This is a genomic window from Novacetimonas sp. GS1 (genome assembly GCF_036686925.1).
In the GTDB taxonomy this organism is placed as follows: Bacteria; Pseudomonadota; Alphaproteobacteria; order Acetobacterales; family Acetobacteraceae; genus Novacetimonas; species Novacetimonas hansenii.
The window spans coordinates 1490984-1505141 of record NZ_VSZP01000001.1; the positions used below are offsets into that span (position 1 = coordinate 1490984).

At 64.1% G+C, this 14158-nt stretch carries 9 protein-coding genes and 1 pseudogene; 8 read left to right on the top strand and 2 right to left on the bottom strand.

Going from position 1 to position 14158, the window contains the following annotated elements:
- Positions 1-6 precede the first annotated feature (6 nt).
- From FYB92_RS06840 to FYB92_RS06875, 8 genes are all read left to right on the top strand, one after another.
- Positions 7-1689 (top strand): methyl-accepting chemotaxis protein, encoded by a 1683-nt coding sequence (locus FYB92_RS06840; protein WP_003620917.1) that lies wholly within the window; start codon positions 7-9, stop codon positions 1687-1689.
- A gap of 8 nt (positions 1690-1697) precedes the next feature.
- Positions 1698-3860, top strand: coding sequence for a response regulator (locus FYB92_RS06845; RefSeq protein WP_332828389.1), 2163 nt, complete (start codon positions 1698-1700; stop codon positions 3858-3860).
- Between the two features lie 14 nt (positions 3861-3874).
- Positions 3875-4960, top strand: a complete 1086-nt coding sequence (gene cheB / locus FYB92_RS06850; protein ID WP_048858919.1) for a chemotaxis-specific protein-glutamate methyltransferase CheB — start codon at positions 3875-3877, stop codon at positions 4958-4960.
- 26 nt (positions 4961-4986) lie between these two features.
- On the top strand, positions 4987-6843 hold the full coding sequence (locus FYB92_RS06855) for a response regulator (RefSeq protein ID WP_048858920.1): 1857 nt from the start codon (positions 4987-4989) through the stop codon (positions 6841-6843).
- A gap of 16 nt (positions 6844-6859) precedes the next feature.
- Positions 6860-8821: a response regulator gene (locus FYB92_RS06860; RefSeq protein WP_075596107.1), complete on the top strand. Its 1962-nt coding sequence runs from the start codon at positions 6860-6862 to the stop codon at positions 8819-8821.
- Positions 8822-8869: 48 nt separating this feature from the next.
- A complete protein-coding gene (gene hslV, locus FYB92_RS06865) occupies positions 8870-9463 on the top strand; it encodes an ATP-dependent protease subunit HslV (RefSeq protein ID WP_003620905.1) in 594 nt (197 codons plus the stop codon).
- Positions 9463-10779 (top strand): ATP-dependent protease ATPase subunit HslU, encoded by a 1317-nt coding sequence (hslU, locus tag FYB92_RS06870; protein ID WP_003620903.1) that lies wholly within the window; start codon positions 9463-9465, stop codon positions 10777-10779. Before hslV ends, hslU begins: the two co-directional genes overlap by 1 nt.
- Positions 10780-10923: 144 nt before the next feature.
- Positions 10924-11370 carry a SufE family protein gene (locus FYB92_RS06875; RefSeq protein ID WP_003620901.1) on the top strand — a complete coding sequence of 149 codons (447 nt, stop codon included), beginning with the start codon at positions 10924-10926 and terminating at the stop codon, positions 11368-11370.
- Between the two features lie 81 nt (positions 11371-11451).
- Here the strand turns inward: FYB92_RS06875 and FYB92_RS06880 are convergent, their stop codons facing one another.
- Together FYB92_RS06880 and FYB92_RS06885 are read right to left on the bottom strand one after the other, a co-directional pair.
- A complete protein-coding gene (locus tag FYB92_RS06880; RefSeq protein WP_003620898.1) occupies positions 11452-11667 on the bottom strand; it encodes a heavy-metal-associated domain-containing protein in 216 nt (71 codons plus the stop codon).
- A gap of 14 nt (positions 11668-11681) precedes the next feature.
- Positions 11682-14106 (bottom strand): annotated as a pseudogene (locus FYB92_RS06885) (heavy metal translocating P-type ATPase).
- Between the last annotated feature and the right edge of the window lie 52 nt (positions 14107-14158).

The window sequence follows — 14158 nt, forward strand, 5'->3', positions numbered from 1 at the left end:
CCTGTCGTGACGATTGCAAACCGTCTGTTGTTCGGCTTCATGGTCGGCGTCCTGCTGATGGTCTCGCTTGGCGTCTATGCGCTGGGACAGATCCGTGACGTCCGCGATGAAATGACCATCATCGTTACACGTGACCTTACGGTCTATCGGCAGTTGACGTTGATCCGCGTGGATGAAACCGACCTTGCGGCGCGACGGCTTGCGATTGTCGCGCATTATTACGCGCATGATTACGAAAATGCGCCCGGCGCGCTGGATGACGCCATTTCCGACTGGGATGAACGCGCCCATCAGGCGGACGAACTGCTCAGCAGCGTCACCGCCGGCGCGGACGAGGCGCAGCGCCTGGCCCAGTCCACAGACCAGCGCGACATGTTCGCCACCGTATCGGGGCAGTTGCGTGAAATCGCGCAGCAGGTGCTGGTGGACGAACGCGCGGTCGGCGCGCTGTTCCATGCAATGCGTGCGGGCGACCAGCAGATGGTGCGCGAACAGGTCGGCCGGATCGAAAGCCGGGAGAAAGAGATCGACCAGCTTGTCAGTCAGGCGGCCTCGCTGCTGGACCGTGGGGTGCGCGTTGCGGAAACGCAGGGGGGCGCGTCATATGACTACAGCCGCCGTTCGCTGGCCATCGGGTTGGGGGTTGCGGTCATCGTGGCCCTGATCGTGACGTTCTGGACACGGCGCTCGATCATGGAACCGCTGGCCTCCATCATGCATGTGATGGAACGCGTGGGGCAGGGCGACCTTGCCACCCGTGCGAAGGTGGGCGACATGGGCGAAAATCGTGACGAGGTGGCGCGCCTTGCCGCCGGGCTGAACCGCATGATCGACGGGCTGCGTGAAATCGCACGCCAGAGCGGGGAGGTCACGCGTGATCTGGACGTGGCCGTGGCGGATATCCGCGCCTCCACCCAGCAGCAGGCCGCAAGTGTGGAAGAACAGTTCGCCGCCATCCAGGAAACGGCGGCCACGGTGGACCAGATCACCCATTCCGGCGCACAGATCAGCAAGCGCGCACGTGAGGTGATCTCCTCCGCCGAGGTGATCGTCCACAGTTCCGCCAGCGGGCTTGAGGCCGTGGAGGAGACGGCCCGCGCGATGGCGCGCACCCATGACGGGGCCGAGGCCGTGGCGTCGAACATCGTCGCACTGTCCGAACGGACCGAAGCGATCAGCGAGATCATCACCACGGTCAACGACCTGTCCGAACGCTCCCACCTGCTTGCGCTCAATGCCGCGATCGAGGCGGCGGCGGCGGGTGAACACGGGCGTTCCTTCGCCGTGGTCGCGGCAGAGATGAAGATCCTTGCCGATCAGTCGCGCGATGCGACGCAGAATGTACGTTCCATCCTTGGTGACATCCAGCGCGGCATCAACACCTCGGTGATGTTGACGGAAGAAGCGGTCAAGCGTGTTTCCGCCGGGCGTGAACGTACCGACATCGCTTATAAGACGATCGAACGCATGACTGGCGGGATCGAGGAAGGTGTCCATGCGTTCCAGCAGATCGTCGCCTCCACCAACCAGCAGCAGCTTGGCATCGAACAGGTCATGACCGCGTTGCAGAGCATCCGCCAGGCCAGCCAGCAGACATCGGGCGGCACGCGCAACCTTGAGGCATCGGCAAGTAATCTTGGCAAGCTGTCGAAGCAGTTGCTGGCGATTTCCGCCCGCTATCGGACCTGACGCCGGTTGTGGTCGATCTCAGGCAGGAACTGCTGGCGGTTTTTGACGCGGAATATCGCGACCACCTGCGTGTCATCCGCGACCTGCTGAATACAGGGTGCAACACCGCCCCTGCGCTGGCGGAGATATTTCGCCGCATGCATTCGCTGAAGGGGGCGGCGCGCGCGGTTGAAATCCCGGCGGTGGAAGATGTGGCCCACGCGGTGGAAAACCGCCTGTCGATGTTGATGGAACGTGGCGGGACGCTTGATGATGCGGATATCGCGGCCATCGCGCGCGCGCTGGATGATATCGACGGCATCATGGAAACGCCCCCGCCGTCGCAGCCGCCCACGCCCGACCCATACGGCATGGCGGACGGGGAAGGCCCCGCCGCAACCGGCGCGCCGCCACCGGGCGAGGGGGGGGGCGATGCCTATGTGCAGGTTCCGGTCTCCCGCCTTGATGCGCTGTCGGGGGCTGTGCATGACCTGATGGGGGTGGCCGAACGCCACGACCGGTTATGGGAACGTTTCAGCGACCTGCTGCGTGACATGCGTGCGCTGGCGCATGCGCCGCAACGGGTCCATGCCGATCCTGTTGCGCTGTTTTCGCGCATGACGCGACGGCTGATGGCCATCGGGCGGGAACATGAACTGATGACCGGGCAGGCGGATCGCGCCCTGCTGCGCCTGGGCGAGGATGTGCATGCCATCAGCCTTGTGCCTGCCGGGACGGTGTTCGGGTCGCTTGCCGCGATGGCCCGGCGTATCGCGCGTGAACATGGCGGCCCGCAGGCACAGGTGGAGGTACGCCTGCGCGGGATGGAAGTACAGGCCGAACGCCGCGTGATGCAGGCCCTGCGCGATCCGGTGTTGCATCTGCTGCGCAACGCGATCGTCCATGGGCATGAAAGCCGCGCGCAGCGGCTGAAGGCTGGCAAGCCGGAACAGCAGACCATCACGCTGACGGTGACGCTGACGGGGGTGCGCCTTCAGGTCAGGGTCAGTGACGACGGGTGTGGCCCCGACCTGAAGGCGATTGCCGCGCGCGCGGTGCGTCAGGGCATGATCCATGTCGATGCGCCGCTGGACGCGCGGCAGTTGCTGGCGCGGGTGTTCGAACCCGGATTTTCCACCCGTGCGCATGTCGATCACCTGGCCGGGCGTGGGGTCGGCCTGTCGATCGTGGCAGAGGCCGCGCGTGCATTGCACGGCACCGTGGCGATGGAACAGGCACAGCCAAGCGGCACGGCCGTGACCCTGACGGTGCCTGTGTCGCAACGCCAGCGCACCGTTTTGCTGGTGGAAAATGGGGAACAGATGATCGGCCTGCCGGGGCGTGTCATCCGCCACCTTCTGCGGGTGATGCGCGATGATATCCGCATGGTCGATGGCTGTCCGTTCGCGGTCCTGCCACGTTCTGGCATGACGGGCGTCCCCCCCGGTGGCGATGGCGCGCCGCCGGATGATGAGGCGCTGGTGCCCATCGTGCCGTTGTCGGCGTTTGTGGGCGATGATGCGGGCACCGGCTACCTGCCGGTGCGCAGTGGTGCCGTCACGGTCGCGGTGATGGAGGTCGATGGCGTATCGTGCGGTTTTGCCGTCGAACGGATGGTGGAGGTGCGGACGCTGCTGATTTCCGATGCGTCCGCCGTTGGGCTGGACAGCGAACTGGTTCCCGGCATCGCCTGGCCGCGTGAGGACCGGCCCGTTTTCGTCATCAGCCCCGACCGCCTGTTCGAACGCTGGCGCGCGCGCGGCGGGCGGGGGATGCATGTGGCGCCTGCCCCGCCGCCACAGGCCACGCCAGAGGCCCGGCGCGCGCCGCTGGTCATGGTGGTTGATGATTCCATCACCACACGGACCTTGCAGAAGACGATCCTGCAGGCCCATGGTTTTGACGTGATGCTGGCGGTGGATGGGGAGGAGGCGTTGATGCTGCTGTTGCAGTCGTCGCGTCGGGTCGATGTGGTCGTGACCGACGTGGAAATGCCCCGCATGGACGGTTTCGCCCTGCTGGCGGCCATCCATGCCGACCCGCGCCTTGCCACCATCCCGGTCGTGCTGATGACATCACGCGATAATGACGAGGAGATACGCCGCGGTCTGGAAGGCGGCGCACGTGCCTATATCACCAAGCAGAAATTCGATCAGGGCGAACTGCTTGAGACGATACGGGGACTGTTGTGAGCCACGCGCCCGCCATGCCGACGCGCTCGGTCCTTGTGGTGGAGGATTCGGCCGTCCTGCGCCACCTTCTGTCACACAGCATCCGTGCCGACGCGCGCCTGCGCCTGATGGATGCGGTCGAAAGTGCGGAAGAGGCGATCCGCCTTGTCCCGCATCTGCGCCCGGACGTGATTTCCATGGATGTGTGCCTGCCCGGCATGGACGGGCTGGAGGCGACGCGCCGCATCATGGCGCAATGCCCCACGCCCATCGTCATCGTCAGCGACGCGCTGGATGCGCAGGTGTCGATGAATGCGCTGCGTTCGGGGGCGCTGGCGGTGATCGAAAAGCCGCGCGGCCTGACATCGGATGCCGGACGCGCCGCCGTCGGCGCGATTACGACACAGCTTTATATCATGAGCCAGGTGCCCGTGATCCGCAGGCGCCTGCTGACGGCGCAGGCACCGCACCCCGCGCCGGTGGCGCCGGTACCATCATGGACGGTGCCGCCGCGTATCCTTGCGCTTGCCGCGTCCACGGGGGGGCCACGTGCCTTTGCACAGGTATTGGGGGCGCTGCCGGTCGATTTCCCTGTGCCCGTTGTGGGGGTGCAGCATATGGGCGGCCCGTTCATGGAGGGATTTGCCCATTGGCTGGACCAGCAGGTCCCCATGCCCGTCGCACTGGCGCGCCATGGGGAGACGCTGCGCCGGGGGCATGTCTATATCGCGCCGGGCGACCGGCACCTTGCCATCGGGGCGCGGGGGGAGGCGGTCGTGCTCGATACCTCGCCACAGCAGGGGCAGCGGCCATCGGCGTCGGTGCTGTTTTCCTCTGTCGCGCGGGCCTTCGGACGGGGGGGCGTGGGGGTGCTGATGACCGGAATGGGCGAAGACGGGGCGCGGGGCCTTGGCGATATGCGGCGCGCGGGTGGCTATACCATCACAGAGGATCGCAGTACCGCTGTCATCCATGGCATGCCGGGTGCGGCGGAACGCGGTGGTGCGACCTGCATCAGCCTGCCGCTGCCTGACATTGCGCCACATATCGAACGTATCATGGCCGACAGCGCCGATCCCGCCGGGGGCGTGGCATCCCCCGCACGCCAGCCCCCCGGATGATACAGACCACGGAACATGACCCGATCATGACAGTACAGCCCGATGATGAACGCCCCGCCACCGTCTTGTTGGTGGAGGATTCGGACACGCAGGCCCTGCGCATCCGCCATATGCTCCAGGGGCATGGGTTCAGCGTGGAACGTGTTGCAAGCGGGGAAGCCGCGCTCGATACCCTCGACAGTCATATCCCCGACCTTGTGATCGCGGATTATCACCTGCCGGGCATGAATGGCGGGCAGCTTGCGCGGCAGTTGCGCATGAACGCGGTGACACGCACCATCCCGGTCCTGATCCTGACCGAAGGGATCGAGCCGGGGTTGGAGCGCGAAGGGCTGGAGAGCGGGGCGGACGCCTATGTGCCCAAATCCTCCGACTCCGCACTGATTGTTTTTCGCATCCGCGCGCTGCTGCGTGAATATGCGGGTAATGTGCGCGCCCGTCCTGGGCGCGTCTTTCGCCGCGCGCGCATTCTGGTGGTTACGCCACGCCATGATGCAACCACCGATGGGGGCCGGGTCGGGGCGCTGATCGACCTGTTGCAGCGTGACGGGCATATCGTGACCATCTGTGGTGATCCCGCGCATTTCGACCGTCAGATGCTGCTGGACCCCGAATGCGCGCCGGATTGCGTGGTGGTGGACCTGACGGTGGGTGGGATGGATGGCGTGGTCTTTTGCCGCAGGCTCGACGAACTGCGTCAGGAGGTGCTGATGCGGGGCGGTGTGCCGTTGCGTATCCTTGCCATCAGTCCGCCCAGCCCGGACCAGCGGGAATTTTCGGCCCGCGTGTTCGAAACGGGTGTGGACGACCTTGTGCCCGATGATGTCGCCCCTTCGGTACTGGCGCTGCGTATCCGGGTGCTGGTGCGGCGCAAGCTGCTGCAGGATGACGTCCGCCGTATCGAGGTGGAGCGCCAGAACCGTGAGATCGCGGTAAAGAGCGCGCGTGCCGAAGCCGCGGCGATTGCGTCAAAGGCATCACTGGCAGAGGCGCTGGAACAGGCGAACCGTGAACTTGCCGATGCCAACCGCAAGCTGATCGAGACGCAGGGCAAGCTGGTGCAGACCGCCAAGATGGCGTCGCTGGGTGAACTGGTTGCGGGCATCGCGCATGAAATCAACAACCCGCTGGCCTTCATCCTGGCGCATAAGGATACCGTCGCACGCGGGCTGGACCGCGTTATGGATATGGAGGAGAGCTCGACGGATACAGGCCACGGGGCGCGGGGGGCGATCTTGCGCAAATGCCGTGATCGCGTGGCGTCAATGAACCTTGGGTTGCGCCGTATCCAGAATCTGGTGCTGAACCTGCGCAAATTCTCGCGACTGGACGAAGGGCTGTTCCAGGTCATCGACGTGCCGGAGGCGCTGGAGACGGTGTTGGCGCTCCTGACGCAGAAACTGGGCAATGGCATTGCCGTACATCGCGACTATACCGCGCCGGAGCGACTGTACTGCCAGGCCGCGCTGCTCAATCAGGTCATCATGAATATTATCAGCAATGCCGCCGATGCAATTCTGGAGGCGGCGGAACGTGATAATCCCTTGTCCGACATGCCTGCGCAGGGCCGGATCGACATCCGCACCGAACTGCGCCGCGAGGGGGAGGGCGGAACCCCTGCTTACGTCTTTACGATTTCGGACACCGGCCCGGGTATCGCGCCGGATGTGCAGGAACGTATTTTCGAACCCTTCTTCACGACCAAGCCGGTCGGGGCGGGAACGGGGCTGGGGCTTGCGATCGCCTATGGCGTGGTGCAGGCCCATCAGGGGACGCTGATGGTCACAAACCGCGAACAGGGCGGCGCGCAGTTCACCATTTCGGTGCCATGGCGCGCGCAGGAGGCAGAAGACAGGACCGATGGGCAGGCAGGCAAGGCATGATGGGAAAGACGACGATATGACAGAACAGGCCCCGCGTCCCGTCATCGTGGTGGTGGATGACGAACCCGAAATCCTTGTCGCCCTGACGGACCTGCTCGAAGATTCCTTTAGCGTCGTCGCCACCACTTCCCCTGTGGAGGCGCTGGAGATACTGGCGCGGCGCAATGATGTCGATGTGATCGTGTCGGACCAGCGCATGCCAGAGATGGGCGGCGATGTCATGTTGGCGCGCGCGCGCGAAATCTGCGACGCGCAGGCGATCCTGCTGACGGGATATGCCGATATCGGCGCGGTGGCTGCGGCGTTGAACCAGGGGCGGATTTCCTTTTATTCGCACAAGCCATGGGACCCTGACGCCCTGCGGGCGATGATCGTGCAGGCTGCGGATTACCACCGACTGGAACGCGAACTGCGCACCGAACGGCAACTGCTGCACGGGTTGCTTAATAATATGCGTGCGGGCCTTGGCTTTAAGGATGCCGAAGGACGCTTCGTGCGCATCAATCATCAGGCGGCCGATTTCTATGACCGTGACATCGCCACCTGCCTTGGTCAGCGTGAAGAGGATCTGTGCGATCCCGTGCTGCTGCCCGCCCTGCGCGCGGCGGAAGAGCGGATGCGCGACGAAGGCCGCGACGAGGCCGCGATCGAACTTCCGCCGCAGGTAGGGCGCACCCATGGTCGCTGGCGCGAGTTCACGCGTGTCGTCCTGAATGACGGGGAAAGCCCCGATGTCTATTCCGTGGTCATCAACCGCGACATCACCCGGCAGCAGGAAATGGAAGGTCGCCTGCGTCAGGCGGAGAAGATGCAGGCCCTTGGCACCATGGCCGGCGGGATCGCGCATGATTTCAACAATCTTTTGACGGCGGTGCTGGGATCACTGGAACTGGCCCATGAAATGCTGCCCCCTGAGGAGGGCGCGGTGCTGCGCCTGCTTGACAATGCCACGGCGGCGGCGCGGCGCGGGGCGTCGCTGACGCGCAGGCTGCTGAATTTCAGCCGCCCACGCGATCTCAGCCTGGAGCCGATCGACGTGAACGCCCTGCTGCATGGCATGAAGGACCTGCTGGCGCAGACGGTGGTGTCGCGGCAGGACAAGGCCCTGCCGATGCCGTGTTCCATCATCGTCGATACCGCCGCATCCGATGGGGGCCTGCCGCCCGTATGTACCGATGCGGGGCAGCTTGAACTTGCGGTGCTCAACCTGTGCATCAACGCGGTGGACGCCATGCCCGATGGGGGTGTGATCCGTGTTTCCACCGCGCTCAAGCGTGTGCGTGAGGTCGTGGCGGGCACGAACCTCGTGCCCGGCAGTTATGTCATGGTGTCGGTGCAGGACCAGGGCATGGGCATGTCGGAAGAAACGTTGGCGCGCGTGTTCGAACCGTTCTTTACCACCAAGGATGTGGGGCGTGGCACGGGGCTTGGCCTGTCCATGATCTATGGCTTTGTCCGCCATGTGGGGGGCGAGGTCCAGGTCCACAGTACCCCCGGTGTGGGAACGCGCGTGGACCTGTGCCTGCCGGTGCAGGATGGAACCGTGCGCGAGGGGAAGGTGGACGAGGCCGTATCTTCCATCATGCCCGACCGACCGCTGCGTATCATGGTGGTGGATGATGAACCCGGTGTGCGCGCGGTCACGGCCGGGTTCCTGCGCGCCCGTGGGCACGAGGTCCATGATTATGCCGGGGGGAAGGCAGCCGTCGCCGCCCTGGAGGCGGGATTGGGCCCGCTGGACCTTGTAATCATGGATGTGATGATGCCCGAAATGGGGGGGCAGGAAACGGCACACCGCCTGCAGGCGATCCAGCCGGGGCTGAAGGTGCTGTATCTGACGGGGTATGCCAATCTTGGCACCCTGCCAAAGGGGGGGAATGTCATGCACAAGCCCTTTACCCGCGCGGGACTGGCGGAACAGATCGGGCGAATCATGCGTGGCAGGGGGGATGCCGGTGCGCAGGCAGGGCATGGATGACGTCCATCCCCCTTGTGCTGCGGGGCAAATCTCCTATTTCTTCATGATATGCAAGATCATCATGTAAATCCCCACGATCCGATTGGCTGGCACGGCACAACCATCCTGTGCGTGCGGCGTGATAACCAGGTGGCGATGGCTGGCGATGGCCAGGTGACGCTGGGTGCGACCGTCATAAAGGGCAATGCGCGCAAGGTACGCCGCATCGGCCCATCGGGCAGCATCCTTGCCGGCTTTGCCGGGGCAACCGCCGATGCCTTTACCCTGCTCGAACGGCTTGAAGCCAAGTTGGAGAGGTATCCCAACCAGCTTGAACGCGCCTGCGTCGAACTGGCGAAGGACTGGCGCACCGACCGTTACCTGCGGCGGCTGGAGGCGATGATGGCCGTCGCCGATGCGGATCATTCCTATACCCTGACCGGTAATGGCGATGTGCTGGAACCTGAAGATGGCATCATCGCCATCGGGTCCGGCGGGAATTACGCCCTGTCGGCGGCGCGTGCGCTGCTGGGTATCGACGGGTTGGGCGCGCGTGAAATCGCGGAACGGTCCATGAAGATCGCGGGTGATATCTGCGTCTATACGAATTATTCCGTCACGGTTGAAACGCTGGGCGGTGATGTGGACAAGGGACAGGCATGATGGAAATCCCCAACCATTCCCCGCGGGAAATCGTCTCGGAACTCGACCGTTTCATCATTGGCCAGACCGACGCCAAGCGTGCGGTGGCCATTGCGCTGCGCAATCGCTGGCGCCGCGCGCAATTGCCCGAGGGCCTGCGTGATGAGGTCGTGCCCAAGAATATCCTGATGATCGGCCCGACCGGGTGTGGCAAGACCGAGATCGCGCGTCGCCTCGCACGTCTGGCGCAGGCGCCGTTCCTGAAGGTCGAAGCCACGAAGTTCACCGAAGTCGGTTATGTCGGGCGGGACGTGGAAAGTATTGTGCGCGACCTTGTGGAGGTCTCGATCAACATGCTGCGTGACCTGCGGCGTCGCGACGTGCAGGCCAAGGCAGAAATGGCGGCGGAAAACAGTCTGCTTGATGCGCTGGTGGGCGAAGGCGCGTCGGCGGATACCCGCAATAAATTCCGCCGCATGCTGCGCAATGGTGATCTGGAAACCAAGGAAGTCGAGATTTCCGTGACGGAGGGACCATCCCCGTCGGGACAGGCGGACATGCCGAACATGACGCCGGGTACGGTCATCAACTTCTCCGACATGATGAAGGGTTTCATGAACCGCGTGCCCCAGCGCCGTCGCATGACGGTGGCAGAGGCCCGCGCCGCCCTGACGCGTGAGGAAGCGGACAAGATGCTCGATACCGAAACCCTGACGCGTGAGGCCGTGGCCCATGCGCAGGATCACGGTATCGTCTTCCTTGATGAAATCGACAAGGTTTGCGCCCGTGGGGCCGAAGGCGGCGCGCGTGGCGGCGATGTCTCGCGTGAAGGGGTGCAGCGTGATCTGCTGCCCCTGATCGAGGGGACGACGGTTTCGACCAAATATGGCCCCGTGCGCACGGACCATATCCTGTTCATTGCATCGGGCGCGTTCCATATCGCCAAGCCTTCGGACCTGCTGCCCGAATTGCAGGGGCGCCTGCCGATCCGTGTGGAGCTGTCCTCGCTGACGCGTCAGGACCTGCGCCGTATCCTGACGGAACCCGAACATTCGCTGCTGACGCAGTATATCGCGCTGCTGGGCACGGAAAAGGTGACGTTGCGCTTTACCGACGATGCGGTGGATGCGCTGGCTGAACTGGCGGCAGATATCAACGAACGGGTGGAAAATATCGGTGCGCGCAGGCTTGCGACCGTGATCGAGCGGTTGCTGGAAGAAGTCTCCTTCACCGCCACCGACCGGGCGGGACAGAGCGTGGAAATTACTGCCGCCGATGTCCAGGAAAAGGTGGCCCCGCTGGCGCGCAAGGGCGACCTGAGCCGCTTTATCCTGTAAATCCCCACGAGACTGGCAGAATGTTTTTGGACGCCGCCTTTTTCGAAGAAAGGGCGGCGTTTTCCCTGAAGCCTGTTGGAAAAAGCTTCACCAAAAACTTCTTTATGATTTGCAGGCATGCCTGTGGCGAGCAAGAGGAAGAATATGACGGATCCATTCGTAAAGCCCGAAGACGATACGGCGGCAGATGCGATTGCGGCGATTGCCGATGAACTGGCGCTGTTCGATGACTGGATGGATCGGTACCAGTACATCATAGAACTTGGCCGCAAGCTGCCGCCCTTTCCCAAGGAATGGGCAAATGACGCGCACCGCGTTCCCGGATGCCAGAGCCAGGTCTGGCTGGAGGCAAAGGACATGGGCGATGCCCTGTTCCTGGCCGGGGCATCGGACGCCGCCATCGTGTCGGGGCTGGTGGCGTTGCTGTTACGGGTTTATTCCGGGCGCAGCAGGGCCGAAATCCTGCAGACCGATCCGGGGTTCCTGCGTGAACTCGGTCTGGTGCAGGCTTTGTCCACCAACCGTGGTAACGGGGTGGAGGCGATGGCCCGCGCCATCCGCAAGGCCGCGGCCACGCAGGACGTGGCCTGAACGTCGCTTACGTCCACACCCCGTTTGGGGGGGGCGGGGCAATGCGGTCATTACCCCGTCACAGGCACGCAATGCGTGTCCTTAGTATTCCTGCACGACGTCAAAGCCCGCCGCGTCCACTGCATTGGCAAGCGTGTCGGGATTGACGAACGTATCGTCACACAGCACATAGGCTTCGCCCTTTTCAAGGGAGACTTCCACGTCACGGACACCTTCGACCTGTTCGAGGGAGCGGCGCACCTTGGCCGCGCAGCCGTCACAGGTCATGTCTGATATCTTGAGGGTGAATTTTTCCATCTGGAACTCTTTCCTTACGTCGTCGTGGGCAATGTCGTGGCGCGCCATCGGTTCAGCAACAGCGAACTGGTGACGACCGATACGGAACTCATGGCCATGGCGGCCCCGGCGATGGCGGGGTCCAGCATGCCCATGGCCGCCAGCGGGATGCCTATTATATTATAGATGAAGGCAAAGAACAGGTTTTGCCGCACCTTGCGCAATGTGGCGCGTGACAGGGAAATCGCGTCAAGTATCCCGCCAAGATTGTCACGCATCAGGATCACACCCGCGGATTGCACCGCGATGTCCGATCCGTGGCCCATGGCGAAACCGATATCGGCCATGGCCAGTGCTGGTGCGTCGTTGATCCCGTCGCCCACCATACCCACCACATGGCCCTGCCCACGCAGTTTTTCAATCTCTGCCGCCTTGTCCTGTGGCAGTACGCCCGCGATGAAGCGGTCCATGCCCAGTGTCCGGGCGATTGCGGCGGCTGCCTGCTGGTTATCGCCCGTCAGCATCAGGGTGGCGATCCCGTCGCGGCGCAGGGCCTCGATACAGGCCGGGGCTTCGGTGCGGAGGCTGTCGCTCAGTGCGATATAGCCCACGATTCCCCCCGAATCCGCCACGCCAATGACCGTGTGTCCCTGCTGTTCCAGGCGCGTGACGGTGTCTGGCATGTCCGTATCGGTGCCTGTCCCCACGAAATGTGGCGCGCCGAGGCGCAGCCGTTCGCCCTGTGCCGTCCGTCCCTCTATCCCGCGACCGGGCAGGGCGGTGACATCATGGATCGCAATGGGGGCAATACCTTGCTGGCGGCTATGGGCGACGATGGCGCGGGCAAGGGGATGTTCCGAGTCCTGTTCCAGCGCGCACGCCATGGCCAGCAGACGTCGCGCGTCATGCCCCGGCAATGGCGAGACTTCGCGCACTTCCGGCTGTCCCTTCGTCAGGGTTCCGGTCTTGTCCAACACCAGAAGGTCGATCGTATGGGCATGTTCCAGCGTGTCGGCGTCACGAAACAGCAGCCCCGCGCGCGCGCCACGACCGGTGGCGACCATGATGGCCGTCGGCACCGCAAGCCCGAGCGAGCATGGGCACGCCACCACCAGTACGGCAATCGTTCCCGTCAATGCTGTCGCCGCATGCCCATGAACCATCCATCCCACGATGAATGTCAGCAACGCGATGCCCAGCACGCCGGGCACGAAAATGGCGGAGATCCGGTCCACAAGCTGCTGAACCGGATCGTGGGACGCCTGCGCGCGCTGGACCATGCGCACGATCTGCGACAGTGTGCTGTCGGCCCCCACATGTTCGGTACGCACGCGCAGTACGCCGTTCTGGTTGAGGGTGGCGCCAATTACATGGTCATTGACCGTGCGCGCCACAGGCACGCTTTCGCCCGTCATGGCCGACTGGTCCACGTCGGATTGTCCGGCAATGACGATCCCATCGACGGGAATGTTCTCGCCCGGGCGCACGACAACGATATCGCCAACGCGCAGGGCGGCGACGGATATGTCGCTGACCTGCCCGTCGCGTTCGACATGCGCGACCTTGGGTTGCAGGCGCAGCAGGCCGGCGATGCCCGCGCGCGTCTGGTCCCGCGCCCGTGCCTCCAGCAGGCGGCCAAGCAGCACGAGCGTGATGACCACCGCGCCCGATTCAAAATAGACATGCCCGGAAAGGGAGAACAGCCAGATGACCGTACTCGACAGCCACGCAACCGTGGTGCCCAGCACGACCAGCACATCCATGTTTGCCCCGCCCCCCCCGGACGGCCTTCCATGCCTTCTGATAGAACGGCCAGCCACACCCGAACTGCACCATGGTCGCCAGCAGGCATTGCAGCCACAGGGGCAGCATGAAATCCATCCGCCCGGAGACCATGTCCACCATCCCCAGCAGCAGAGGCAGGCTCAGTATGGCCGACAGCGCAAACATCGCCCATTGCGACCGCAGGGCCGTGGCATGGGCGTGTTCGCGTGCGGCGGTATCGTTATCGGATATGGCCGTTGGCGCCTGCACCGGTGCGGCGTCGAACCCGCCCTTGCGCACCTGCGCGATCATGGCAGGCAGGTCCGCAAGGCCGGGAACATAGGTGATATCCGCCTGTTCCGTGGCGAAATTGACATGTGCGCTGACGCCGGGCAGGCGGTTGAGCAGTTTTTCAATCCGGCTGGCGCATGCCGCGCAGCTCATCCCCGTCAGTTGAAGCGACAGGGCCTGGGTGGGGATTTCAAATCCCGCCTTGCGCACGGCCTCGAACACGGGGGCAAGGGCGGCTGTGGTGGGGGGCTGTGCAAGGCCGACCGTGGCCTGCGCGGTTGCGAAATTCACGCTTGGCGTTGTGCCGGGTACGCGCCGGATGACTTTTTCGATCCGGCTGGCGCAGGCGGCGCAGCTCATGCCTGTTATGGGGAAGGTAACAGCCGTCTGCGTTGCCGTGGCCATGACTTCATTCCTGAACTGTCACGCCTGATGGAAACTGGCTGTCGATTGGCGC